This window comes from Mucilaginibacter sp. GW821-FHT07G05 (assembly GCF_059418565.1).
In genome coordinates, this window is the sequence record NZ_JBWKQC010000005.1 from 379,960 (window position 1) to 403,150 (window position 23,191).

A 23,191-nucleotide genomic window follows, 5' to 3' on the forward strand; every position below is an offset into this window, starting at 1 on the left:
TCTCTTAATCAAACAGTATTTTTTTATCCTGCTGCTCATGGGCATCGGCAGCCAACTGATGGCCCAGCAGGCGATTTTCAAAAATGGCGTGCTTTCCGGCGTGGTGAACGTAAAGATCGCTCCCCAATCCGTAAACAAACTTTCCTCAAAATTAAAGACAATGACCGCCAAAAGCGGCGTGCTCCGTACAGGCATATCTTCATTAGATGCCGCGGTGCAACCGTTTAATGCCATTACCATGCAACGCGTATTCCCTTACGACGCCAAACATGAAGAGCAACTGGAACGGCACGGCCTGCACTTATGGTATAAAATTACGGTGAATCCCAATGCCGATGTAAAGCAGGTTGCCGCCGCTTTAAGCAAGCTTACTGAAGTAATTGTTGCGCAACCCATTTATAAAAAAACCATGAATGACGGTTACAGAAGCGCCGCGGTTAAAGTAGTTAATCCGGCAAGTTTTCCGGGCGCTTTAAAAGCCGCCGCATTTCCTAACGACCCGTATTTCAACCAGCAATGGGACCTTAACAATACCGGGCAGCATGGCGGCCTCGCAGGTGCCGACATCAATATGCTTAAAGCCTGGGAAATAGAAAAAGGGAATCCGAATGTCATCGTGTCGGTGCATGATGTGGGCATGGATATAAAGCATGAAGATCTTAAAGCCAATATCTGGATAAACGAGGCTGAAGCCAATGGTAAACCGGGTGTCGACGATGACCAGAATGGCTACATTGATGATATAAACGGATATAACTTTTCAAAAAACAGCGGAAAAATTGATCCGGATGAACACGCTACCCATGTTGCAGGTACTATAGCCGCTATCAACAACAATGGTATAGGTATAGCCGGTATTGCAGGCGGAACAGGCAAAGGCGATGGCGTAAAGATCATGTCGCTTAAAATACTGGAAGGTGCATCAGAAGAAGATGTGGCCTTATCCTACATTTACGCCGCTAACAATGGCGCTGTAATTTCTCAAAACAGCTGGGGTTTTACTTCGCCGGGTGTTGACGAGCAAATTATTCATGAGGCTATTAAATATTTTGTGGCTGAGGCAGGGCGTTTACCGGGCAGCCCGATGCGCGGCGGTATTGTACTCTTTGCCGCAGGCAATGCCGATGCCGATGGTGATTGGTATCCCGGTTATTATGACGAAGTTGTAGCCGTATCGTCCCTGAGCAATCAAAACACACGCGCTTACTATTCAAACTATGGTTCATGGGTTGATATTGCCGCGCCGGGTGGCGATCAGTCAATCGCTGCCGAAGATGGCACTTTGAGTACCCTGCCCAACAACCGTTACGGTTATTTGCAGGGCACTTCAATGGCTTGTCCGCATGTATCAGGTATAGCAGCATTGATCGCATCCAAATTCGGAGGACAGGGTTTTACGGCCGATAAGTTAAAAACGCAGTTATTGACAGGTATTCATAATATTGATGCCCTCAATCCCGATTATGCAGGTAAACTGGGTGCAGGTTATGCCGATAGCTGGCTGGCCCTGCAAACCAACAAATTTGCCAAACCGGCACAGGTTAAAGATTTGAAGGTATTGAGTGCCGCTCAGGATAATATTAAACTGGGCTGGAAAGTCCCTGCCGATGCAGATGACCTCTTCCCGACTAAATTATACCTGTACTATTCAAACGAACCTATTACAATTGATAACATAGCAAAAGCAACAGTTATTGAACTACGCAACTGGGAGGCAGCAGGTGCCGATGTAGAAGCTATAGTACCTAAATTAAAACCACTAACCAAATATTACTTCATAACGCGTTCTGCCGATAGGTGGAACAATTTTTCTGATCTGTCGAACGCAGTATCGGCAAGTACAAGCGACGGCCCTGTCATCACGCAGAATAAAGCTTCGTTTAATTTTGCAATAGACGCTAATACCAATAAAACATTAACCACGACCGATAATTTTAACATTACCAACACCGGCAAAGGCTTGCTTACCTGGAATGCTTTCCAGCGGCAAAAAGGAGCTACTCTGGAGTATTTCAGGGCTAAGCTTAAATATCCTGTGATCAACAGTGTAGGTGCCCATCAGCATAAAACAATTAAAACGAGCGTTAAAGCGGTTCGCAATATTATCCAGCCAAAAGCTTCGGCATTTGTGAGCCAGGAACTTTTTTATTCGGATTTCCCTACCAATGTAATCGGCGAGGACGATTTAAAATTGACCAACTCTTCGGCTACCAAATTTTTGGTTAACAGTCCGGATGGCTTTAATTTAACCAATGTAACCGCATTCTTAAATGTGAATGACAGTCACGGCCCTGTAATTGTTGAAGTATACAAAGGAGGCGATAAGCCGGTGAGCGAAAATCTGCTTTACGCACAGGAATTTCATGTGTGGTCTACCAAAATGGACTATTATTCCATCAAGTTAGATGAACAATTACCGTTTGCGTCGGGCGAATCATTTTGGGTGGTAATTCATACCCCTGCGGGTAACAAATACCCTTTGGGCATGGGCTACCTGAATGATAATGCCACTCCCGAAAACTACCTGCTGATGAGTTTTGATTTAGGGAACACCTGGACAACGCTTGCCAGCAATATCAATTCGCACGGCTTCGGGTGGAATGTGATCGCGCAAAGTTTTGAAGCATCTACCGGCGATTTTATCACGCTTGAACCGGCATCGGGCGAAAACGAAGCCGGCACCAGCACCAGTGTAAACGTAAATGTTAATGCGGCTACCTTAGCAAACGGCAGTTATTCTAATGTGATCATCACCAGCAGTAACGATGCCGCCCATAAAGAGCTACGCATACCGGTAACTTTAAACGTGAGTAATCGCAAAGCGGTTTTAAACTCGGCAGATATAATTGACCTGGGCACAGTGTTTTTAGGCAAAGAAGAAATTGCGGCCATCAACATTGAAAACTCGGGCTATGGCAATTTCATTGTGGCCAACGTGAGTTCATCAAACCCCGATTTTTCAGCAGACAATCCCGGCCAAATCCCGGCACGAGGCGAGGCATTGTTAAACATTATCTATAAACCTACTAAAAAAGGCGAGGCCAGCAGCGTAATTACGCTTACAGATAACCAGGGAACCAGACACCTTATCAATTTATTTGCCGTTGCAGCGCAACCGGCAATCGTGAAGATTGACCCAACGGAAAGAAATTTTGAATTGAATATAGGCGATACCGCTTCAGCATCGTTCACAATTAAGAACGCCGGCAGCTTCCCGCTAAAATATGTGGCGCCCAAGTTTTCTAACAAGCAGTTGGAAGGGGTTGATTTCAGCAAGATTAGCACTTACGGTTACAGTTATAAAATAACTACCGGCACTGATTATAATTGGACAGAAATAAGCGCGAGCGGCAAGGATATAACAGACGTTTTCAAACCGATTAACGCTTATTTTTACCCCGCTGATCTTGGCTTTTCCATCAACGTTTTTGGGCATAAATTAAGCAAGGTGTACATTACCCCTGCCGGTGCAATAACGTTCGATGACCAGGCTAATTTGGGCAATACCAGTACGCCCGGCGTGAAAGAGGACTGGATGCCGAACGGCTATTTTGCTGCCACCTATTTGCTGCCTAATTTGCAAAAAGGCGGTCATATTTACTTTAAAAGAGAAGCAGACAGGTTTATTGTAGAATATAAGAACGTTGTATCTATTTACGCCTCAGATGCATCGCAGGTGATGACCTATCAGATCGTGATCAGGGATAATGGTGATGTACAATATTTATATAATGACATTGAAGCATCGGGCCTTAAAGATCTGATGTTCATTGCGGCCGAAGGTTTTGACCGTACCGATGCATTGGCCATTCAGGATAACAGTAACCAGCTTAACCTTACGGATAAAACGGCCATTAATATAACCAGTCCCGGTGATGAGATCTTTACCTCCATGACCAATGCCGATGGCCTGGTATTGTTCAACGATAGCAAAGAGTTGCAATTGACACTTAAAACAGACAGTTTAACCGAAGGTAAACACACCCAAAATTTATCTATACTCACCAATGATCCGTTTACGCCGGTTGCACATTTAACAATTAATGTGAATATAAAAGGCGGCGGTTTGGCCAAACTCAGTATTGACAGAAGTGACGTTGATTTTGGCAGCGTTTTACAGGGAGATACAGCTACACAAACAGTAGCGCTGGTTAATAATGGATCAAGCGCTATTGTAATAAATTCAGTGTCGCTTAACAAAACAAGTTTTAAATTCACAGGACAAAAAAGCTTTACACTGAAGCCAAAAAGCACCGCTTTTTTTGATATCGATATCGACTCATCCCAAAAACCAGGTGATTATGCAGATACGCTGACTTTTACTCCCGCCACCGGCGAAGCTTTAACTGTAGTGTTAAAAGCTACCATCACCCCTGCCCCGGCCATATTAGTTGACCGTACTGCCATAAAAGAAAGTATTGCCGCGGGTGCAGTGAAGGAGCGTGATTTTGTGATTGATAATACAGCAGGTAAAGCAGCCCTTGATGTAGTACCATCATCGGCACATTGGCTAAGCCTGTATGATAAGAACGATACCAACAGTAAAATAGCCTATAGCTGGTCTGACAGTAAAAAAGCCGACGGACCGCAATTTGAATGGATAGACATTATTAAATCAGGTGTGAGGGTAGCATACGCTGCTTCCGAAACATCAAAAGAGATTGAGCTGCCCTTTGAATTTACGTATTATGGCAAAAAATACAATAAGCTGAATATAGGGAAATCAATAGGCGCGGTATCATTCACCAATAGCATTCCGAATATGGTGTTTACGCCGGAAATTCCTAATACCAGGGCTCCCAACGCGCTGCTCACTCCGTTCTTTGAGTCGGGCTATGTAGACATTCAACGCAATGACCCGGCTGTGTCGGGTATATTTTATCAGTTTTTTAATGATCGTGTAGTGATCGCCTACGAAAATTACACCTCTCTTTTTGCATTTGCGGGTGGCGATATCTCCTTCCAGATCATCCTTTTCAAAAATGGCACGGTAAAATTTCAATATAACCATGTAGGGACTGATTTTGCTACCCAGGCCTGGATTAAACGCCCCGGCGTAGGTATTGAAAACGAAACAGGTACAGAAGGAATCCAGATCTCGAAATTCCAGTCGTACATAGAGGATAAGTTGGCTATCGTATTTACGCCATCGTACAAGTTCAGCATCCCGCAGGGCCAGGCAAAAACGTATGCCCTTAAGTTTGATGCTACTACGCTGAGCGGCGGCGACTTTCATACTAACCTGGTATTGCAAAACAATACGCCATCGGCAAAAAGCGTGTCAATACCTGTTTCACTCTCAGTTAAAGGTACGCCTCAAATAACCGTTGCCGATACAATTGATATGGGTGCCGTGATTATTACCGGCAATAATACAACCAGTATTAATTATTTTAATATCAGCAATAACGGTTCGGCAACGCTGAGTATCAAAAATATGGTTTTCACCAATACGAAAGGACTCTCATTAGAGTATGGCAAAATCAATTCTACTTTCTTCGGGATGGACACCGTATGGACGGCAGTTAATAAAATATTCCCGGCAAACTCCATTGATGTGCCGCCTTTTGGCAACGGTATGTTCAGGATAATTGAAGATGTTACCGCACCGGCAACCTATAATACCGAATTAAAAATAACCGGCAATGTCGCCCCTACCACATCTGTTAAAGTAATTGGCACCGTGGTTTACCCACCGCTGATGTCAGTTTATGAAAAGGCTATACACGCGCAGGCAAATGATTCAACAGCTGTTATTACCAAATCATTCACTATTGATAATACCAAAGGCCGGTCAACATTGAACTATGGCCTTAACATTCAATACCAGCGCAGCGAGGATAAATTAACCGGCAATGTTTTTGCCGTATCAGCATCTAAAAAAACCAAAACTACGTCCAAAGCTAAAATTAGCGGCAAAAAATTGGCTGCTGTAAGAGCGCTTCCGCAGACTGTGGCTAATGGTACTACTATTAACTCAAGCGTATTGGAACATGATAACGCAACCAGTGCCACTAATTTAATTGGTACGGGCGAAGGCTCGGCATTTTCAGCTGCTACGGCGTTCACTGCCGGAAGCGACGGGTTTAATCTTTCGGAAGTAAAGGTGTATATGGCGACCGGTGAGATGGCTTCGGCACCGGTTACCATAGATATTTTAGTGGGTAACGATCCATTGCATGCCAAAAAACTGCACTCCGAGCGCTTTTACGTGATGCGTAATACGCCTGATACCGCAGGTGCTTACGAAACATTCAAGCTTTCTACGGTTAAACAGATCTACCCTAACGAGAAGTTCTTTGTAGTGGTCAATTATCCTATCGGTTTAGGATACCCGCAGGGCGTGGCAACTATTCCTGCCGGTTTACCGCAAACCTTCTTCTTCTTTGATGAGTACAGTGCTTCCTGGATCGACCTCAGCACTATTGATGATTTTAAAAGTGTTTCTTTTATGGTAAAAGCGGTGAAAGATGTGCATAACAGCCTTTCGTGGGTGAGCTTGCCGGGTGCTGCAACAGGAAAAATAGCAGCCGGTTCAAAAACCGATATCGCGGTAAAATTCACGGCCGCCTACGCGCCCAAACCTGATAACAACGCGCAGGTAATGATTAACAGTAACGATCCTGACCATAGGACTGATTCAGTTGCTTTGTCACTACACCTTAATCAAGGTCCTGTATTCGTTAAAATACCTGCCGGTAATCAAATCTCCATTAGGGAAAACACTGATACCACAGTAATTATAAAGGCTACAGATGCCGAAAAAGATGCCATTACCTACAGTGTTGAAAATGCACCGCAATGGGTGATCAGCAAAGCTGATACGGTGCTTCATCTTAACTTAAAACCCGGTTATAATGATGCTGGCAACTATACTGTTAATATTAAAGCGGTTGATGCTTATAAACACGCAAGCACTTACGAATTTAAGGTAGATGTGCAAAACACAAACAGGCCCCCGTTAGCAGTAACAACACAAACGCTCACACTTATAAATGGCAATATTTTTCATGCTAAGCAAGCCGATTATTTTACTGATGCAGACGGCGACGCGCTTACTTACAGTTTTATTACATCAGATGCGGGCGCCATACAGGTAACAGCAGCCGGCGATGAGTTTCTGCTGAACCCTTTAAAAACCGGGCCGGTTACGGTAAACATTATTGCCGATGACAAGCATGGCGGCAAGGACACGCTAACGCTGAATGTAACCATCAAAAACAATTCGGCACCGGTGCTGGCAGCCTCGCCCGGTACCATTGTGGTAAATATATCGGGAGGAGTGCGCACACTTAACCTGAACGATTACTTTACCGACCCTGATAAGGATACGCTGACCTATGTATCTATTGTAGATAACAGTTCTATTGCAACTGTAAATACCGAGCAAAATCAATTGTTGATCACTCCTTTTAAAGTTGGCGATGCCAGTATCAGTGTAACTGCCGACGATAAATTAGGTGGCAAGGTCAGCTCGTCGATCGTATTGAAGGTGGTTACCGACAATGACGAAAGCCTGCGCTGCTATCCTAACCCGGTACAAACCCTTACCACTATTGATTATTTGTTACCGGTTAACGGCCATGTTTTACTGCGTGTATTTGATGCATCTGGTAAACTGATCAAAAACTTAGTTGACAGTAAGCAGGATATTGGCAAGCACTCCATCACGTTTGACATGTCGGGCATGAGTTCGGGCATATATTTCTATAACCTGTCTATCGATGAAAAAACAGGCATAACCAAAAAGATCATTAAGCTATAAAATTCACAACACAGGGAGCACCGTATTACGGTGTTCCCTAAAATTATAAAAAATGAAAAAAACATTTTTACGCACCTTTTATATCATCGTATTGTTTTTATGCGCAGGCAGTAAATTGTTTGCCCAAAATAGCGGAACAGCAGTACCATTTCTCAACATTGTCCCTGATTCCAGGTCATCTGCTATGGGCGACGTTGGTGCGGCCACCACAGCAAATACAGATCCTAATGCATTATTCCATAATCCTTCAAAACTGGCTTTTGCGGAAAGCAATACAGCCATTAGCCTCAACTATACCCCCTGGTTACGCAATATTGGCGTTAAAGATGCTAACTTAGGATATTTAGCAGGCTATAAAAAAATTGATGAAAGGCAAACCATAGGAGCCTCGCTTAAATATTTCTCATTAGGAAACATTCCCTTTACCAATGAACAGGGCGAGTTGATCCAGCAATACAGGGCCAGTGACTTTGCATTCGATTTTTCATATATCCGGAACATGGGAACAAATTTTGCGATGTCGTTAACTGCACGTTATACGCATTCATCTATAGGCAACGGAAACTATAATGGCGTTGATGTTAAACCAGGCAATGCACTATCGGTAGATGTTGGTTTGTATGCCAAAAAAGCTGCGCAACTTTTTAATAAAGAAGGTAAGTTGGCCATAGGTGCCAATATATCTAACCTGGGCACAAAAATCCAATATGGTGCACAAAAAAGTTTCTTACCGGCCAACCTCAAAATTGGCGCTACCGCCGACATTAACCTGAATGAAAAAAGCGTGTTTTCATGGTCGGTAGATGTTAATAAGCTGTTGATCCCGGAAAATAGTGATCTGGGAATCAGTTTGCCATCGGCTATAGGAAAATCTTTTTCACCGCTAAATCTTTCGGTAGGTACGGGTTTTGAGTTTTGGTATGACCAACTTTTAGCACTCAGAACCGGGTATTTTGCAGCACCGGGTAAATATGAAACCCAATATTTAACAACCGGATTTGGTTTGAAATATAAATTACTACAGTTTGATCTGTCGTATTTAATATCAACCAAAAGCAGAAGTGCTATTGATAATACCTTACGATTGTCCTTAACCTATCAAATAAATTGAAGTTGATCATTCAAAATCTGAAAGTCCGGCCCTAAAAGCCGGACTTTCTTATTTTATGCAAACAATCTGGGTAAAAGCAATTGAATCTCCCCAGTTCGTTAAAGGCTTTGGACAGCGTGTTTACATATTTTCCACGGCAGCCGTTCACAACAAAATAAGATCCTCGTAAATATTCCGCAATGGAAGGCTCTTAATTTTATTTATAGTCCTGGTTATTGACGTGATTCCTACGCATTCACCTGAACTAAAAGCCGAATTTCGCAATGGCTGTACTACAGTCTCCAGTTGTTCGAACGGCTGATCGAGGCATCGCAGAGGTTGATAGACAGGCTATCCCTATCCTGCATTATCCTTCCAATCTTTAATTAAACTCTTGTAGTCGCTAAACCTCGGTTTTGCGAAACGTAATGGCGTTACCTACTCAACTCATTAACAAAGATCAGTAATTCTTAAATTACAATTCACGACTTTGATGTATCTTTTTCGTTCCATTTTAGTGGATAATTTTGGCAGTCATCACCTATTGTGCACGTTTACGTTCTTCCTCGCTGGCCGTGCTGCGGCTGCGGGAAGCCGCTACGTTTTTCCCAAAACGATAAGAAATGCCTAATGTCACATTACGGCTTTCTACGTGATGGAAGAATGAACTGCGCTGATCCTGGTAATTTATCCTGATCGTATTGTTATTCGTATTAAAGATATCATTTACCGCCAATCGCAAGGTGCCCATCCCATTCCATAAATTGGTTTTTATACCGGCATCTATCTGCGAGTTATGGTTCGCGCTATAAATCCCCTGAATACCCGGACCGTTTAAAACTCCATTGATCTCGGCTTTCAGACCTGAACCCGATTTAATGGTAAATGATTGATTCAGCGTTGTAGAATAAGAAACCAGGTGGTAATTGAAGGTTCCTGATAAGTAGGCTGATTTTTCCTGTTGCCGGAATACATCAGCGATGACGTTCATTTCCCACCAATTTGCCGGGTGAACCGGTACGGTTACGCGAAGCCCTGTAATCACGCTTAATCCAAGATTCGCATGCGTACCATAATAGATCTTCGTTTGGTTATCCTGAACGTTGACATTCGTGAAAACATCATGAGTAGCCGTATAATAAGTGGTGATATTATATTGTTGCTTATAAGTATAACTTAGTTCCACATTATGCGTGAATGCAGGTTGCAGAGCCGGGTTCCCTACGTAAATATTGTATGGAGATGTAAAGCGTTTAGCCGGATTCAGCCTGTTATATTCCGGTCGCTGGATTCGGTAGGCGTAGTTAATTTGCCATTCATTATCGTCATCCGCTTTATATCGCGCAAATAAAGTAGGGAACAATTTAAAGTAGTTACGCGTGTTTACAGAATCCAGGGTAATGGAATACCCGTTGGTTTTCGTCCACTCACCCCGCAGACCGGCTTGTAAAGTCCATTTCCCAACAGTTCCCGAAATGCTTGTGTAGGCGGCCGCGTTGTTTTCACGGTAAATGAAATGATTGTTATTTCCAGGCACGGCAATTAAATCATTACCGCTGCGATCATAATAATCATAATTGTTCTGACTTTTGGTGACGCTGTATTTTAAGCCGGAAGTTAGTTCCCAGCGGTTACCCAACTTATAGTTGTAGTCGATTTTACCGGAATAGATGTCAATTTTCTGCTGACTGGGGGTGTATATATGGAACGGGGTACCTGTCGGACTTCCATCAGGCAGGCTGGAAATGTTGTCAGCCAGAGTATTCACAACACTTCGATAAGGTGAAAAATCAGCGTCGACATTTAAGCTCTGTTTTCCAGAATCTAATTTCAGGTTATAATTAAGGTTGTAGGCATACTGGCTTCCGTTTGATTTGGAGAAGTTGCTCGTCTGCAGGGTTGAATCCAACCGGTTTTGCCTGTTGGTGATACTCGTCAGTGAACTACCGTCTGTTGTGCCATTTCGTTTATTCCCGGTCACCAGGAAACCGAGTATCTGGTTTGGTGAAAGCTGGTAGTCAAGCCCGGCACGAAAGTTATGATTCTTGGAATTGTAAATATTGCGGTTCGGGCTGCTCCAGTAAGAATCGCCGTAATCAATATCCACGTCATGATCCTGAAAATTGTGGCGGCGGGTGAAGCCGTAGGATCCGAATAAATTCAATTTGTCATTCCTGTAATTGAATGAAGCACCGCTATTGTAACCAGTATATGTCCCTTGCGTTATACCGCTGTTCAAGGTCATGTTGAACCCTTGCTTTTTAGCCTTTTTGGTGATGATATTAATTACCGATGCGCCCTCCGCGTCGAAACGGGCGGGCGGATTTGAATAGATCTCGATTTGAGCGACCTGGTCTGAAGGCAGGCCTTGCAGGTAGGATGAAAGGTCATCCCCTGAAAGCTGTAAAGGCTTCCCATCGAGGTAGACCTGAACATTTTTGCGGTTAGCTGTAATATCGTTGCCGGCATTTACCTGTACTCCCGGCGCTTTGGTAAGCGCTTCCCAGGCATTGCCGCCTGAAGCCAAAATACTATTCTCTACATTAAAGCTGACCCTGTCAATTTTCCTTTCAATTAAAGGCCGCCGGTAAGAAACTGTCACTTCTTTAAGCTGCTTACTATCAGCCTGCAACTTGATAACTACGCTATCCGTGGGTAAGCGGACATCCAGTTGCGCGGGCAAATAGCCAACCAGGCTTGCATGCAGGGTGTACGTTCCGGGTTGGGCAACCGAAAGGTTAAAAATCCCCAGGTCGGCAAAAGCTGAGGCCACCTGTTTTTGCTCCTTGGTCAGGGTTATTGTTGCGGCATCAAGTGGGTGCCCCTCTGCGTCGGTAACTTTTCCTTTCATGCGCAATTGCGCATGAACAAGTGACGGAAACAATATAATTAAAATTAGTGCGATCTTTTTCATACCGCAAACCTACTCCAAGCCTGGGTTAAGGCCGGTTAATCAATGTTAAACAAGGTTAAATCGTATAGTAATCGCCTGCTAAATGGTTAATAATATTGACCTTAGCAATATGAAATGGCTTTCAAAACGGTATACATACTATATGGTCACCCTTGCAATCCTGGCCAGCGCAGGGTTGCAGGCCGCGTGGTTACATCAATTGTTTCGTGCACAGCAGGTCCAGGTAAAAAGGGATCTTGAGCAGGCTGTGAGTGACGCGGCAAGGATGACTGATTACCTGAGTGTGGTTCATGGACATGAAAAGAGTGAGAATTTCCGGAATTTCTTCTTGTCACATGAGTGGTTACAGTTTAAACAAGCTTATACAGGAATGCGGGAGAGACATGTCAGTACGCGTTTCAATTCGGAAATAAAGAAAGACAGTACGATCATTGAAATCACGTTAAAGATCGCCAATGACCTGGTGAGAACACCACGAAGGCAAGTTTACCGGACCTTTGATGACGGGGAAACACTGGAAACGGTAATGGCAGCAGATAAACGAGACCTTAAGCGTATGGACAGCCTGGTTAGGCAGGAGTTTGCCAAAAACCAGCTGAATGTCCGCATGTACCACAATCTATTCAATCATGATACAGGCAAGCCCGAAGATACAGGCATCTTTAACAAAGCGAAAGACGCTGATTATCGCAGCCAGTTATATGTTTACAATTTAAATGGTTTTTTTCATAAATACCAAGTGATAGTGCAGTCGATCAACGGACTTGTCATTTATCGTATGCGTTATTATCTATTGTCCTCTTTGCTTATGCTGTTTTTAACCATCCTTGCTTTCATGTTTCTCTTCGGTGTTTTAAAAAGTCAGCGGTTATATACACAGGCAAGACTGGCATTCACAGGTAACATGACCCATGAACTTAAAACGCCAGTATCGATCATCGAAGCAGCTCTTGATTCAATTTCGCGTTATCAGTTAATCAACGACCCGGTTAAACTTGAAAAATATTTGAGTATCAGTCAATCCGAATTACAGCGTCTTACAGCAATGATCGATAAGGTGCTAAACCTCGATAAGTTGGATAACGGGGAGATCGTATTGCGGCCGGAATTATATGATGTGCAGCAAGGGCTTGAAAACACGGTGAATGCGATGCAAATGCGGGATTCCACCAAAGGAACGGTTATCAACTATATTCCTTCACAAGAACCGTGTTTTGTGGACGGTGATCCGGTTCATCTGACCAATGTATTCTATAACTTGATTGACAACGCCCTTAAGTATTCGGGGTATGAGGCTATTATTACTATTCGTTGTGAAATCAAAAACAACATGGTGGTGATATCATTTAAAGATAATGGTCCGGGAATACCCGCGATCTACCGGAAGCGGATTTTTGAAAGGTTTTTCCGGGTAACCGATAATCCGGACGTGCACAATGTTAAAGGTTCCGGACTTGGACTGCACTATGTTAAAACGATCATCCGGCAACATGGTGGCGATGTGACCGTTCAGAGTGAGCCCGGAGAAGGCGCAAATTTTATCATTACTTTACCTGCTTATCATGAAATATAAAGTACTTTACGCGGAAGACGAACCCACCCTTGCGCAGATCATCAGTGACGGTTTAACCAGTAGCGGGTATGATGTGATTCTCGCTAATGATGGAAAAGAGGCCCTGAATTATTTTGTTTCCACACCACCGGACATTTGTTTACTGGACATCATGATGCCCCTAAAGGATGGCTACACCCTGGCTGAAGATATACGAAAACTTGATAGTGGCATACCGATCATTTTTTTAAGTGCAAAATCACTGGCCGAGGATGTGATCAAAGGTTTTAAAAGCGGAGGAAACGATTACGTTAGGAAACCATTTAATATGGGTGAATTGCTGATCAGAATGGAGGCATTGCTTGCCAGGCCAGGCAATGCCCGCATCAACGAAATCCCGGTTGCAGGAAAACAGAAATTTGCTAATTGCGAGTTGGACACCGTGACCCAGCAACTCGTTACCCCGCGCGGAAATTACTCCCTATCATTTAAAGAAACCGCGTTGCTGGAACTACTACTGGAATATAGGAACAAACTGTTGCCAAGGCAGGTACCCTTACTGAAGATCTGGAATGACGATAGTTTCTATAATGCCCGTAGTATGGATGTATTTATGTCGCATTTGAGGAAGATGCTTAAAGATGATCCGGAAATTCAGTTAATGAGTATTCGCGGAGCTGGCTATAAACTCATATTTTAAAATTGACAATAATGCGCCCGATGGTGCAAAGCATGTGATGTAATTAATCGCCAGTAGTCGCCTAAAGCCGGCAAAATTAAGGATAAAGACCAACGGATATTCGTCGTGCAAAATCACCACGCCTACAGACTGCGTTATGATTTCCGGCTGGAAATGGATGGCGTATTGAGAAGCTAATTAGTGCCCATTACTGTTCAAAACGGATCTATCGGTCAATATTCCAAAACGTAGATCTTTTTCTGAGCGTAGTCCCAAACCGTTTTGTACTGTGCGAGGAACCGGTAACCGATGTTCATCAGGTTAGACTCGGTAATTCCCGACTTTTCCCGTTCAATTTGGGTATCCTTCAGTTCGGTCAGCACCAGTCCGTTCAGGTTGATCTTTAACTTGCCGTCTATCAAGATATTCTTAACGTTCAGCAAAGTGTCACCGTAACTGTCCGTACCGGACCTGATCACCGAACCCCGGCTTTTAAGAAGTTTAGCAGAAGAGGCATCCAATTGCAACAGGCCATTCTGACCTGTATCGAACACTCCCAAAACATTGATACCGTCTATTTTTAACCTGATGATTGGGTGGTTTGCCAGTTTCCTGATCTCAAAATCGATAACAGCCAGCACCTTTTCATTCTTTAGAAAATCCCGTGCCCGGGTACGTTCAGCAGTGGATCTGTAAAAAGTGACCTTTCTATGGAGATAATCAAGCTTAAAAAGATAACCCTGAAATAGATCGTGACCGATAAAGCCGATGAAATCCGGCGTAATGTTCTTCTGTAAAAAATCATAATTCGCACTTGGGATATTCAACAGTTTGCTATAAATGAGGCCGTTGCCGAACTTGATCTCGTGAATGGTGTCATTGACATTTGTTTTGAAAGACTGGCCGCTACCTGTAACTCCGCTACTTTTCGCTTTTTTACCGGGCAGCTCTATAAAGTTGTCATTAAGTGAAACAGATGTCCGATATCCAGTATCGAACATGAATTTCCCGACAGTACCGTTGACCGTTCCCGAGATGAAAGGATAGACATCGATGAGGGTGAGCGGAAAAACGACAGTGTCACCATGCAGTTCAGGTGTTTTCTCAAATACCTGGGCTTTCAGGACGGATGCTGAACAGCATAGAAACAGACTGGTCAGCAAAAAAGGCAATTTGAATTTTGACATATTTTTAATTGAGCTGTGTAAAAGATAGGATCAGATTTAGGATAAACATGATCATTGACACCCTGTTAAATCCTGTTTAAATGGTAACACTAAATAACTTTTTCCCCTGGTACCCGATAGTTAAACGAGCATGATTTTGCCGTTGCGTCCTGACGCTTTAGACCTGCGTATGGCGGCGGCGAAATCCTCAAGTTTGAACTCTTTATCAGGATACAGTTTAAGTGAACCTTTTCTGATCAGGTCGAATATCTCTTGGATAAAGGCATTTTTGCGTTCGTAACTGTTCTCATTTAACCAATGCAAACTGGTATATCCGGCGATGGTCAGCTTTTTACTGATGAATTCCATCGGCTGCACACGCAGGGGTTCGCCCGACATATCCGAGAACAATAGCATTTTTCCGCCGAAACAGAGGGTGGTGGCAGCGAGGGAACCGATCTTACCGCCTACAGGGTCGATAACGCCATTTACGCCACGTCCTTTAGTGAGGTGATCTGTAACTTTCACCAGGTCGTCCGTGTCCGCATTAATGATATGTTCGGCGCCCAAAGACCTGATATGTTCGCCGGCGGCACTGTCCCGAACGATGTTGATCGATCTGAAATTAAGGATACCGGAGAACCGGATCAGCAATTGGCCAACATTAGTCGACGCGGCGGTATTCAGGATCCATTGCCCTTCCTGCACGTTCAATATCTCTTTGAGGATCACCAGGCACGTCAGTGGATTAAGGATCAATGCGGCCTGGGTATCAGAGATATCGTCCGGGACGGCGATGAACTGGTCCGGTCTGCCGGTCACGAACTCCTGCCACGTACCCGGCAGATCAACCGGTGTCGGGATCACACGCTGGCCGATCCGGAAACCTGATAGGCCGCTACCAGCGTCTTCAACGATACCAACGCCCTCAAAGCCGGGTATCTCCGGGGCTTTGGTCATTCCCTGGCCACTTCCGGTGATGAGCGCCAGTTCATAAGGATTGATGGGTCTTTTGACCAGACGCACCAATAGCTTGCCTTCCGTCGGCACCGGCATGGTTACCTCTTCTACCCTCAGCACTTCGAGCGGATCGCCATGTTTTTCGTAGATCAGTCTTTTCATTGCAATATTTCGTTGCGGCAGGTCATTTGTGATCAAACCTTAGTTTCCCAGAAACTGAGCTTTTCTTCCGGAAAATATAGCTGCTGCTGTTCTCCGAAACGTACGAGGTACTCACTTGTTCCTTCGTCAAAGAAAACCACCGTTCCGTAGATGGCCTTCATTGGTCCCTCACTTGCGGACACGCCGTCACCAATATTGAATTTCAATTCCTTTTCCATATTGATCTTTTTAAAGTCTTAAAAGGCCTTCAGGCCGATATAAACTGCCGGTCGTTCTGGTTTTGATAGATTAATTATTTATTCTCCAATACAGCAAGCTGAAAGCGATTGCCAGCACCACCTCGATCAGCAGCCAGAGGACCTGCTTCGCAAAGAACCCGTCCAGCAGAAAACCAAGTAAGCGGGAAATAATGATCCCGCAGTTCAGTAGTGCCAGCAGCGCCCAGATCGTCAGGCTCCATTGGCCCCATTGCTGAAAGACCATCAGGAAAGTTCCCAAGCCGATAAGTATTCCCCATTTTACCCTTTTTTCGATCATCGCGTAACCCACCGGCTGTGTTGCCGAAGGCCACAGCAAATCCGGTTTGAATGTCAACACGACACCACTGATAAATAATATGATACCGGCAACCTTAAGTAATATGTTCATTTAAGATCAGATCTTATTACCGTAATGTTAATGTGCATTTTTATATATCTGTCCTGAGCGATAAATGTTTCTTTCCATGCTCCCTAACCGATGCGTCATCCGATCGTACGGGAGCATTTATTGAGCTGCCTCTCTTTGTTTGTCATAGTCTATCTTTCCGTAATCCCCGTTATAATAGTCACGGTAGGCATTGGCAATATCCAGTTTGGAATTCATCACGAACGGCCCTTCGGCAAAGATGGGCTCCTGATAGCTCTCTCCGCCGAACAGGATAATGTCGCAGGCTTCCTGGTTCTCATTATGCAATTCGATCGTACCTGCGCTTCTATCGTACTCGATAAAGTCACCGGAATTGAACGGCTCGTCATTAATAACCCCGGAATGGGTCGGCAGATAAGCTGCGACCTCGGTCTTTTCAGGAAATTCGACAGTAAAACCAGCCCCTGGTTCCAGATGGATATGATAAAGAAACTGCCCGGTATAGTTTGGTATGACCGAACTAAGTTCTTCATAGGATCCGGCGATGACCTTGATCCATCCTTTTCCCCCGGACAATTGCTTAACCGGGACTTCGTCACCTTCGATCGAAAGATAGCCGGGTTTCTCCGCCTTGATCTCAGGGGGCAGGTTGATCCAGAACTGTAAGGCATGGATCAGCTTGGAATCGGTTCTCGAATCATAATTTAGGGTTTCATCGTGGATGATCCCGTTACCGGCGTTCATCCACTGAACGCCTCCGGAATGCACCATGGCATAATTCCCGGCGCTGTCGAAATGTTCGTCCTCGCCGTTCAGGATATAACTTAAAGTAGCGATGCCGCGGTGCGGGTGTGCACCTGTGCCTTCTTTGCTAATCGCTGTTTGGATCTTCGGTACAATATGGTCTAAGAACACGAAAGGTCCAACGGCATCAGCATACCGGTTCGCCAGTATCCTGTAAATGACAAGGTCGCCTATATCTGCCCGTTGTCCCTGGGTAGAAAAACTGCTTTTCTTTTTCATAGGTAGATGTATTTTGGAGATGTTTCTTTTTTAGCGAGCCGGTGACGTTAGCCCTTCTTCCTGATCTGCGGGATGAGTTTCGAGCCGATCAGCGCGATGGAACTGAGCAGTTGTTCATGTGTAAGCCCCGCATTATCCATCTGAAAGGTGAACCTATCCACGCCGCCAAGCGCTTCGCTGTGCTGTATCAGTTTTTCCGCGACCGTATCGGGTCCGCCCACGACCAGTACGCCTTTTGGCCCGACCTGGCTGTCGAACTGACTCCTGGTTACCGGCGGCCATCCGCGCTCACGTCCCGCTTTGGTCCATAATTCCTTATAGCCAGGGTAATATTCTTCGATAGCGCTTTTATCATCTGCTCCAACATACCCGGGCGAATGCAGACCGACCTTCAGTTGGTCAGGTCGGAATCCGGCTTCTTCTCCTGATCTTCTGTACAGATCAACCAGCGGACGGAACTGCTCGGTCTCGCCGCCGATCACGGCTACCATCAGGGGAAGCCCGTGCATGCCGGCCCGGACGAAAGACTGCGCCGTACCACCAACGCCTACCCAAACAGGAAGTTTTTCCTGTACAGGCCGGGGATACACCGGTTGTTCCTTCATGGCCGGACGAAATTTGCCCGACCAGGTCACGAATTCTTCGTCGCGTATCTGCAGCAGCAGTTTCAGTTTCTCCTTAAATAGCGCATCATAATCGTTCAGGTCGAACCCGAACAAAGGATAAGCCTCAACGGCGGATCCCCGGCCGACCACGACCTCCGCACGACCTTTGGAAATGATATCCAGGGTCGCGAAACTCTGAAATACCCGTACCGGGTCCGAAGTGCTTAACACCGTTACCGCGCTTGTCAGCCTGATGTTATTGGTAAGGGCAGCCGCGGCCGCCAATATCATCGACGGTACGGAGTCGAGAAACTCCTTTTTATGATGTTCGCCGATACCGAAAACATCCAGCCCGGCCTTATCGGCCGCTACTATCCTGTCAAGCAACTGCTCCATGGCATCCTGGCTGCCGAGCTCTTTGCTGCCATACATGGCCGATGCAAAACTATCTATACCTATTTCCACGTTATCCTTTTGTTTTATTATCGTCTTTTGATCCGCCTGACCAACAAGGGTCCGGCTTTTACAATATTAACTCTTTTGCCTGGGCCGAAAGGACCGGATACCGATCTACAGCCTCTTTCTTACATTCAAAGAAAGAAGCTCAAACCGCCGGCCAGCCTTAAGACCTGTTGTTCCTGATCGGTGTGATCGTGCCCTTCATCGGATAAAAGCTCCCGTCAGCCAAGGTCGCATTGCTGTACAAGATACCATTTTTATGGTCTTCAACGTGAGTGACCGTCGCACCGGTAGCTTCCTTCCAGCACACCATAAACACCATCGGTCTGATCTCGGCAATGGTGACCTGTACCTTTTCAGTATGCCCGGGTTCGCCCGGTCCGCCGCCTTCCACGATCTTGAAGGTCAGTGAATCATCCGAACCGAAAAACAGTTCAGACTTGAATGCTCCCAGATCTGCCAGGAACATTTTGCCGGTCAGCTTATTGTCCATTGTCTGCCTTGTTTTTTCCGAACGATGTCATTGGATTCCCGCTCGCGGTTTTCGATGCAGGCACTTCTTCCTGAACAACATCCCAATGTTCGGCGATCTTACCGTCCTCGAAACGAAAAATATCTACAACGATCAGCGGGTTCGGCCCCCAGCCGTGCACCTCACTATGCGCGATCACCAGGTCGCCCGATTCCACGAAGATCCCAGGTTCCCACTTGAATTCCGGGTCTATACTGTTCTTCAGTATATCCCTCAATCCCTGGTGTCCGTCTATCATTCCAGGATTATGCTGGATATAATGCTCCTGCCAGTATTTTTCAATGGCATGAGGGTCACGGTCAACGAAGAATTCTTTCATTGCTTTGACAACGATCTCTTTATTAGACATGTCGATATGAATATGTATTAAATAGATAATGTGATGATGATTTGATGTTTACGACACTACAAAGCCTCCTTAGCTATCAAGAAAGACATAAAGTGAGGTGATCACACCGTTCTCGAACCGGGCGACATCCATACCGGTACTTACCGGGGCTTGCCCCGCTGGTCCGGCCCCCCAGATCAGCCTGCCGATATCATTATTGATGATCACCGGTTTCAGTTTGGTGAATATAAAATTGGATGGCAGGATCTTTTGTGTAGTCGATACGCTTTCATTGATCGCATCGGCACCTGTAACCTGATCACCAACATGATTCAGGGTAGCTGTGGGGCTGTAAATTCTTTCGATGGCTTTCAGCCGGGAGGCCGGATCCCGCTCGTTCCAAACCTGTTCAAGGTTGCTCTCCATAATCCGGGATACTTCGTTGCTCATGATCTATAAGTTAGGGTTATTCTTCGTGTTAGCATTTTGAACATGACATCCCGGTAGGTTCCGGGATGTCATCAGCATATAAGCTGACTATTGTGCAGGCACAGGTGTGTTCAGTAACTGTAGTTCCCAGTTGAACGCGACCCCGGTAGCACCCGCATGTTCGACCATCAGCCCAGCCAGTTTGCCGGCGGTGTCGATACGGGCCCAGTCACGCTGCCATTCTGAAGCCACAGCTAACCAAGTGATCGGCGTGATACCATGTTGTACCATGCGACGGACGGCCATATCATGTGCTTCCACAGATACTGCCCCGCAGGCATCTGTCACAACGAACACATCATAACCCTCGGCCACTGCCTGGATCGATGGCATGGCCACACAAACTTCTGTCCAAAGACCAGCGATGATCAGTTGTTTACGGCCACTTTTAGCGACTACATCGGTAACGGCCGGGTCCTGCCAGGTATTGATGAACGTACGGTTGATCGGTTTTTGTTCCGGAAATACATCCTGGATCTGTTTGATGATCAGCCCGCCACGTTCTTCGATCACGGTGGTCAGGATGGTCGGTACATTGAAAACTTTTGCCGCTTTGGACAAGCCCGTCACCGCGTTAATGATCATGGCCGGTTCGTGGCTGTTCAGATTAGCGAACTGAAATGGTTGGTGATCGATCAGTACAACTATACTGTCTTCGGGACGCAAGAGGGCATCAAGGCCGGTTTTTAAATTGTTTGACATGGTTATGTAAGTTAGATGGTTAATGTGCGGCTGTTGCCACATGCCAAATCTCAGGAACTGTATAGCCAGGAAAGATGACATAGGTCGAAAAAAAAAGTAGATATATGTCTACGATCTTTTGTAGATATTACACACGAAATGCATGAATTCTATAAGTAAAACTTATTCGAACACCTGTTTTTCCGCAGTACGGTGAGCAGCAGGATAGGTATTATATCTGATGCTGATCACATGATCTTAACGCTATAGCTTATAATCCGAATGCAGTTGCTTTCGGATCACTATGGAACGTACCTGCCGGGGTAACTCTAAAACTGCCGGCTGTTGCAAAAGTGTCTTCCATGAAAATGAAATGATAGATCTTTTCATCTTTTACCTTGGCAAGTACGGAGAAAGGAGAAGTAACCTGTTTGTTAAGCGTTTTTGAAGTGTAAGTAAAACTACCAAATACGGCTACTTTTTCATCCTCTGAAAATATATCATGTACTTCAAATGCCTGAATTGTCCAAAACTCATTAACGCCGGCAAAAGTATCGATGAAACCTTTTGCCCCTTCGTGATGGGTTCCTGCCCAGGGCATAATTTTCTGTAATTCCGGGTTACTGAAATTTAGCGAGATATAAGTAGCGTTCGGGTCAACGACCGACCTGATCACATCAGGATCAGTAGTGTTCGCTAAAAAAAGTTCGATAGTTTCTTTTGATGTTTTCATTTCAGTATTTAGATTTTGTAAAAAGTTAGACCCGTTGAACCAATGATGAAGCTTAAAAGACCAGATCTTGATGATTTTCATTCCCTGTGTACAGCCATGAATAATCCGGAAAAGGTCTTATAAGCGTTAATTCTTAGTAAAAGTAGATAGATAGAACAGGTTGGTAAAGGTGTAAAAAGGTCTATGAGTGGTAAAAACGCGAAGAAAACAACCTGCTCACCAACAGGTCAGGCTATTTAAGACAGATCTACGGAACTGTTCAGGCGAAAGATTGGTGAACTTTTTGAAGAACTTGGTAAAATTTGTTGGTTCGTTAAACCCTAAATTGTAAGCGATCTCCTTTATTTGAAGGGTCGGGTCAATGAGCATTCGCTTACTCTCCAGTAATATGCATTCCTGGATTATAGATTTTGGGCATTTCCCAAAATGTACCTCTGATATTTTTTGTAGACTACGGGTACTTATGCCTAATGCTGTGGCATATTGTAAAACGGTGGATTGCTTCCCGCAGGATTTCTCTACCAGGCTTTTAAATTGCAATGCATAAAGCAACTCTTTACTCGTTTCAGGAGAGAAATGCCTGTCCTCCCGCTTTATCCGCAGCAAATATGAGAGTAAAGAGGAAAGGTGGTTTTGCAAAATGCTTTCTTGTAATTCATCATAGGGGTTCAGCAACTCATCCTGGATCATCCGGATCAGCCCACCTGCTTTATCCTGTTTTTCATCAGCCAGGTGAAAAAGGCAACCAAAAGAAAGCTCACTTAAAGACCTTGAATTTTCTGATAAAAAGTTATTACGGGACTTATGCAAAAAGAAATCTTCCGTAAATGCAAGGATGGTGCCGTCAGAATCGTTGCATGGAAAAAAGGCATGGACCTGGCCCGGTCTTATGATAAAGAAGTCTCCTTTCCTGATATCGTGTACCTTAAAATCAATTAAATGCCTGGAACTGCCCCGTGTTACGAACAGCAGAATATAGAAACGTGTACGGTGCGGTTTCAATACACCGTCTTTTCCTTTCCTTAAGCGTTCGGAAAACGAAATGGTATGTAACTGTTGCCGCTCATTACTTATCGGTGTAAAATTAAAGGTCTTGATTTCGCTCATGTATTTTGTTCCCCTTTCTTTATTTTTCAAATGGAAAGCTCCACATGGTCAGTGCCGGTCACCAGCGACCCCAGTATGTATTTCATGAGTCGCTATTATTCAAACTTGCTCTGTCTTGCCAACCGAAGATCGTCAACCGGAAAATAGAGAAAGATGACATATGTCCAAAAAAAAAAGTAGATATATGTCTACAATTTACCGAAAGATCTATACGATCTTTATAGGTTCTATAATCAGAGATGGTGCGCGAATTGTACTATCTTTGACCATAGATCCCGGGATCTTTAATACATATTATTTTCACTAAAAACCGCTGGGT

The 23,191-nt window shown here is 44.7% G+C and carries 17 protein-coding genes; 4 read left to right on the top strand and 13 right to left on the bottom strand.

Features of this window, described 5'->3' with window-relative positions; all coding sequences use genetic code 11:
* The first annotated feature begins 37 nt into the window (after positions 1–37).
* Both AC07NA_RS15240 and porV read left to right on the top strand, forming a co-directional pair.
* The gene (locus AC07NA_RS15240; RefSeq protein WP_494898441.1) at positions 38–7,765 is read left to right on the top strand and encodes a S8 family serine peptidase; all 7,728 of its coding nucleotides are present in this window, start codon (positions 38–40) and stop codon (positions 7,763–7,765) included.
* Positions 7,766–7,817: 52 nt separating this feature from the next.
* Complete coding sequence (gene porV, locus AC07NA_RS15245; RefSeq protein ID WP_494898442.1) at positions 7,818–8,876, top strand: type IX secretion system outer membrane channel protein PorV; 1,059 nt, start codon at positions 7,818–7,820, stop codon at positions 8,874–8,876.
* Between the two features lie 520 nt (positions 8,877–9,396).
* Here the strand turns inward: porV and AC07NA_RS15250 are convergent.
* Entirely contained in the window at positions 9,397–11,769 is a 2,373-nt protein-coding gene (locus tag AC07NA_RS15250) for a TonB-dependent receptor (RefSeq protein ID WP_494898443.1), read from the bottom strand.
* A gap of 82 nt (positions 11,770–11,851) precedes the next feature.
* Between AC07NA_RS15250 and AC07NA_RS15255 the strand changes: the two genes are divergently transcribed.
* Together AC07NA_RS15255 and AC07NA_RS15260 are read left to right on the top strand one after the other, a co-directional pair.
* Positions 11,852–13,342 carry a sensor histidine kinase gene (locus AC07NA_RS15255; RefSeq protein WP_494898444.1) on the top strand — a complete coding sequence of 497 codons (1,491 nt, stop codon included), beginning with the start codon at positions 11,852–11,854 and terminating at the stop codon, positions 13,340–13,342.
* Positions 13,332–14,021 carry a response regulator transcription factor gene (locus AC07NA_RS15260; protein ID WP_494898445.1) on the top strand — a complete coding sequence of 230 codons (690 nt, stop codon included), beginning with the start codon at positions 13,332–13,334 and terminating at the stop codon, positions 14,019–14,021. Before AC07NA_RS15255 ends, AC07NA_RS15260 begins: the two co-directional genes overlap by 11 nt.
* 212 nt (positions 14,022–14,233) lie before the next feature.
* Here AC07NA_RS15260 and AC07NA_RS15265 read toward each other — a convergent pair whose 3' ends face one another.
* The 12 genes from AC07NA_RS15265 to AC07NA_RS15320 form a co-directional block, all read right to left on the bottom strand.
* Positions 14,234–15,187 (bottom strand): hypothetical protein, encoded by a 954-nt coding sequence (locus AC07NA_RS15265; RefSeq protein ID WP_494898446.1) that lies wholly within the window; start codon positions 15,185–15,187, stop codon positions 14,234–14,236.
* A 120-nt stretch (positions 15,188–15,307) separates the two neighbouring features.
* Entirely contained in the window at positions 15,308–16,288 is a 981-nt protein-coding gene (locus tag AC07NA_RS15270) for a zinc-dependent alcohol dehydrogenase family protein (RefSeq protein ID WP_494898447.1), read from the bottom strand.
* Positions 16,289–16,320: 32 nt separating this feature from the next.
* Positions 16,321–16,506: a hypothetical protein gene (locus tag AC07NA_RS15275; protein WP_494898448.1), complete on the bottom strand. Its 186-nt coding sequence runs from the start codon at positions 16,504–16,506 to the stop codon at positions 16,321–16,323.
* Between the two features lie 70 nt (positions 16,507–16,576).
* Positions 16,577–16,936 (bottom strand): DUF4345 family protein, encoded by a 360-nt coding sequence (locus AC07NA_RS15280; protein WP_494898449.1) that lies wholly within the window; start codon positions 16,934–16,936, stop codon positions 16,577–16,579.
* Positions 16,937–17,053: 117 nt separating this feature from the next.
* Entirely contained in the window at positions 17,054–17,938 is an 885-nt protein-coding gene (locus AC07NA_RS15285; RefSeq protein ID WP_494898450.1) for a pirin family protein, read from the bottom strand.
* A 47-nt stretch (positions 17,939–17,985) separates the two neighbouring features.
* Complete coding sequence (locus AC07NA_RS15290; RefSeq protein WP_494898451.1) at positions 17,986–19,008, bottom strand: Atu2307/SP_0267 family LLM class monooxygenase; 1,023 nt, start codon at positions 19,006–19,008, stop codon at positions 17,986–17,988.
* Positions 19,009–19,165: 157 nt separating this feature from the next.
* On the bottom strand, positions 19,166–19,495 hold the full coding sequence (locus tag AC07NA_RS15295) for a MoaF-related domain-containing protein (protein WP_494898453.1): 330 nt from the start codon (positions 19,493–19,495) through the stop codon (positions 19,166–19,168).
* On the bottom strand, positions 19,485–19,883 hold the full coding sequence (locus AC07NA_RS15300; RefSeq protein WP_494898454.1) for a nuclear transport factor 2 family protein: 399 nt from the start codon (positions 19,881–19,883) through the stop codon (positions 19,485–19,487). The genes AC07NA_RS15295 and AC07NA_RS15300 overlap by 11 nt, the downstream gene beginning before the upstream one ends.
* Positions 19,884–19,952: 69 nt before the next feature.
* Positions 19,953–20,312 (bottom strand): nuclear transport factor 2 family protein, encoded by a 360-nt coding sequence (locus AC07NA_RS15305; protein ID WP_494898455.1) that lies wholly within the window; start codon positions 20,310–20,312, stop codon positions 19,953–19,955.
* A gap of 87 nt (positions 20,313–20,399) precedes the next feature.
* Positions 20,400–21,053: a hydrolase gene (locus tag AC07NA_RS15310; protein WP_494898456.1), complete on the bottom strand. Its 654-nt coding sequence runs from the start codon at positions 21,051–21,053 to the stop codon at positions 20,400–20,402.
* Positions 21,054–21,303: 250 nt separating this feature from the next.
* Positions 21,304–21,765 (bottom strand): nuclear transport factor 2 family protein, encoded by a 462-nt coding sequence (locus AC07NA_RS15315; protein WP_494898457.1) that lies wholly within the window; start codon positions 21,763–21,765, stop codon positions 21,304–21,306.
* Between the two features lie 216 nt (positions 21,766–21,981).
* A complete protein-coding gene (locus AC07NA_RS15320) occupies positions 21,982–22,872 on the bottom strand; it encodes an AraC family transcriptional regulator (protein ID WP_494898458.1) in 891 nt (296 codons plus the stop codon).
* Positions 22,873–23,191 lie beyond the last annotated feature (319 nt).

Coding starts and splice junctions, on each gene's coding strand:
- AC07NA_RS15240 (WP_494898441.1), top strand. CDS start 38: ATGGGCATCGGCAGCCAACTGATGGCCCAGCAGGCGATTTTCAAAAAT.
- porV (WP_494898442.1), top strand. CDS start 7,818: ATGAAAAAAACATTTTTACGCACCTTTTATATCATCGTATTGTTTTTA.
- AC07NA_RS15250 (WP_494898443.1), bottom strand. CDS start 11,769: ATGAAAAAGATCGCACTAATTTTAATTATATTGTTTCCGTCACTTGTT.
- AC07NA_RS15255 (WP_494898444.1), top strand. CDS start 11,852: ATGGTTAATAATATTGACCTTAGCAATATGAAATGGCTTTCAAAACGG.
- AC07NA_RS15260 (WP_494898445.1), top strand. CDS start 13,332: ATGAAATATAAAGTACTTTACGCGGAAGACGAACCCACCCTTGCGCAG.
- AC07NA_RS15265 (WP_494898446.1), bottom strand. CDS start 15,187: ATGTCAAAATTCAAATTGCCTTTTTTGCTGACCAGTCTGTTTCTATGC.
- AC07NA_RS15270 (WP_494898447.1), bottom strand. CDS start 16,288: ATGAAAAGACTGATCTACGAAAAACATGGCGATCCGCTCGAAGTGCTG.
- AC07NA_RS15275 (WP_494898448.1), bottom strand. CDS start 16,506: ATGGAAAAGGAATTGAAATTCAATATTGGTGACGGCGTGTCCGCAAGT.
- AC07NA_RS15280 (WP_494898449.1), bottom strand. CDS start 16,936: ATGAACATATTACTTAAGGTTGCCGGTATCATATTATTTATCAGTGGT.
- AC07NA_RS15285 (WP_494898450.1), bottom strand. CDS start 17,938: ATGAAAAAGAAAAGCAGTTTTTCTACCCAGGGACAACGGGCAGATATA.
- AC07NA_RS15295 (WP_494898453.1), bottom strand. CDS start 19,495: ATGGACAATAAGCTGACCGGCAAAATGTTCCTGGCAGATCTGGGAGCA.
- AC07NA_RS15300 (WP_494898454.1), bottom strand. CDS start 19,883: ATGTCTAATAAAGAGATCGTTGTCAAAGCAATGAAAGAATTCTTCGTT.
- AC07NA_RS15305 (WP_494898455.1), bottom strand. CDS start 20,312: ATGAGCAACGAAGTATCCCGGATTATGGAGAGCAACCTTGAACAGGTT.
- AC07NA_RS15310 (WP_494898456.1), bottom strand. CDS start 21,053: ATGTCAAACAATTTAAAAACCGGCCTTGATGCCCTCTTGCGTCCCGAA.
- AC07NA_RS15315 (WP_494898457.1), bottom strand. CDS start 21,765: ATGAAAACATCAAAAGAAACTATCGAACTTTTTTTAGCGAACACTACT.
- AC07NA_RS15320 (WP_494898458.1), bottom strand. CDS start 22,872: ATGAGCGAAATCAAGACCTTTAATTTTACACCGATAAGTAATGAGCGG.